Origin of the sequence: Flavobacterium sp., assembly GCF_049590715.1 — a bacterium.
Taxonomy (GTDB): Bacteria; Bacteroidota; Bacteroidia; order Flavobacteriales; family Flavobacteriaceae; genus Flavobacterium.
Window position 1 is genome coordinate 1 of sequence record NZ_JBAWDL010000227.1, and the last position, 3210, is coordinate 3210.

The 3210-nt window shown below is 31.9% G+C and carries 1 protein-coding gene; it reads right to left on the reverse strand.

Going from position 1 to position 3210, the window contains the following annotated elements:
- Positions 1–464: 464 nt before the first annotated feature.
- Positions 465–3210, reverse strand: a 2746-nt coding sequence (locus WBQ70_RS10395; protein ID WP_423913776.1) for a VCBS repeat-containing protein, incomplete at its 5' end; no start/stop codon positions are given.

Sequence of the window (3210 nt, forward strand, 5' to 3'; positions counted from 1 at the left end):
CAGGTTATTTTATCATTTTTTCTATTTGTGCCGTTTGTTATTTAATAGGATGGTCTATAATGAAAATTTTAGTTCCAAAATACAGTCCTATTACCGATTTGTAAAAAAAATAAAATAATACTTATTTAGCTATAGAATTTACTAAAACAAAAATAAGTTTTTTTTTATGATCCCTTTTTTTTATTGAAAAGTCCCACCATCACAAAGGTTCAGAATTAGAATTGAGCACGCCTAAATAATTTTTATTAAGTGTTTCTCACACAACACATCCTTAAGTACTCGTTATAGCCCAGAAACAAGAGAAATAACCAGTACCAACAACCATAAAAAAAGCTTATTTTTAATTTAAACTTAACAATCCACTAAAAAAATTGTATCTATCATTTTTTAGTACAAGTTAAAGTTGATGAAAAAAAATTCGAAAATCTATTCCTAGTCTTCAAAGTTTTATAAAAATGTATTAATTATTTTTTAGGACTAACCTTAAACAAATCATGAGTACTATTGTTATTTATTACCAAAATATAGTTGGTATTATTGTTTTTAATTTCAACCATATTACGAATATCTTTATCGGCAAAGAATCCAGTACTAAGATTAGGTATAAAACTAAAAACTCCTTTTCCTGTGTTTTTCATAAAAAAACCAATTCCTGCATCAGCGCGAGTTGTTTCAATTTCGGATTGGTAATTATTTCCTGCCATTAGTAAATCTTTTTCGCCATCACCGTCAAAATCACCAAACAAAATGCTATTGATAGGAGATTTTTGAGCTTCATTTCCAAACGGTTTGAAAATAAAACTAGAAGTACCATCATTGATAAAAATCCCTGAACGAAATTCCGTGACTTCATAATGTAAAGCCGAATCAATAGCTCCCCCTACAATTCCTTTTAAATCAGTCGACGCAAAATTATTGTAACTCGTTATTTTATTTTTTAAATGAGGCATTTGCTGTGCGGTACATCCTTTTCCGCGTACCGGAACCGTTTTGTTTTTATATTCATTTGCCAAGAATATGTCTTCGACACCATCATAATCAAAGTCATGTGTATAGACATGAAACGGTTTTTTAACACTGGCATGAAACTTATAATTCAACCCTAAATTTCCAGCTATTAAATCCATATCGCCATCTGCATCTGCATCGACTACTAGTAATTTATTCCACCAGCCTTTTGCCTCTGACAGTGATTTATACGAATGACTTTGAATCAAACTACCATTTGTATTCATAAAGACTTCAATACCCATCCATTCGCCACAAACTACTAAATCTAGATTTTTATCATTGTCTATATCAAACCAAACCGCATCAGTAACCATACCAATATTCTGAAGTTGACGAGCTTTTATTTGTGTTTCATTTGTAAAAAATCCTTTGTTATTAATCAGTAAATAACTCTCAGGAGCATACGGATATTTATTAGGTACTACCCTACCTCCTACAAACAAATCGATATCGCCATCGTTGTCATAATCTGCTGGAATCACTACAGAACCAGCTGATAAAATTTCAGGCAAGTTTTTATAAGTACGACTAAATTGCCCTTTTCCATCATTTAAGTACAAACGATCTTGCAATAATTTTGGTGTTTTATCAAATTCATAACTACCGCTCACCACATACAAATCTTGATCACCATCGTTATCAGCGTCAAAAAAGCAAGCCCCAACATCTTCAAATTGTTTATCGGCTGTAAAAGCAGCTACATTTTGATTGGTAAACAAATTATTTTTGGAACCTACTAATAATTGCCCAGCTTGAGTATGACCGCCCCCTAGGTACACATCTTCTATCCCATCATTATTAACATCAGCCTTAGCTATGGCTGGACCCGTTTGTGACAATTTATGAGGCAATAAAATTTGGTATTTGTAATCATCCGTTTTAGGATCAATATGTCGGTAATTAAAAGGAGTTTTAGAAAATAAACTTGCTGAATTTCTTCCTTTATTATCCAAAGTAATAGTGCTCGCATTGCTATAGTTCACTACAAGAACTTCATTTGATTTACTTCCTTTAATTAATTGTTTTTTACCATCAGGCCAAATAATCTCCAATTCTTGTATAGCATCATCATTTTTAAATCCAAAATGTAATTGATTTGATACCGCTGATAAGAACCCTCTGGTATTGATTAATTGACGAGTTTGTTTGTTACCACTTTTCAAAAGTAAATTTACTTTGATCCCCACACCAAATGGATTTGTTTTAGGCCCTTTTAAATTGATTTCAAGAAAGCTTCCTTTTCCTAATTCTCTTGAATTGTTTTTTAAAATGGTGGCAGCTTCATTAATATTATTCACAACCAAATCTAAGTCGCCATCATTATCTAAGTCAGCATAAGCTGCACCGTTAGAAAATGAACTTTTTGCATTATCCCACTTTTTGGATGTGTCCTCAAAAGTTAAATCTCCTTTGTTACGGTAAAAATAATTAGTCAATTTTTGTTGTGGTAACATTTTGGCAAAACTCAAGAAATCTTCTTTGGTTGGCTTTCTTTGGTTTTGTCTTAAAATTGCTAATATCTTATTATTTTTATCTTTGTCTATGACATCTCTAAAAACTCCGTTAGTTATATAAATATCATTAAAACCATCTAAATCAAAATCGGCAGAAAGTACCGACCAACTCCAATCGGTGTTTGCAATTCCGGACATTTTACTGATTTCACTGAATACGCCATTACCGTTATTAAGTTGCAACATATTGTGCATATATTGGTAATGATGGTCTTTTTGAACCATTTCATCAAAATTATCTTTCGAAGTCATTCCCATTGTAGTTTTAGAGCGAATGTAATCCTCAGGATTCATGTCTAGCGTCATTAAATCCATCAATCCATCATTATTAATATCAGCAATATCACCTCCCATACTATTGAATGACATATGCTTTACAACTTGGTTTCTTTTATCTGTAAAAGTTCCATTACCGTTGTTTATGTATGCAAAATCAGGAATATTAAAGTCATTGCAAATATAAATATCTAAAAAACCATCATTATTCAAGTCACCCACAGATGGGTTCAACCCGAAACCCACATCAGGAACAATTCCTGTTTTGACAGAAACATCGGTAAAATGTCCCGTCCCATCATTTTTATATAATCGATCACTACCTTTTTTTGTAATAGTAGCTGGATTATTTTTTATGGTTTTAAAATCAACTAATTCTGGTTTGGCTGTCATATCAGGTGTATTGGAT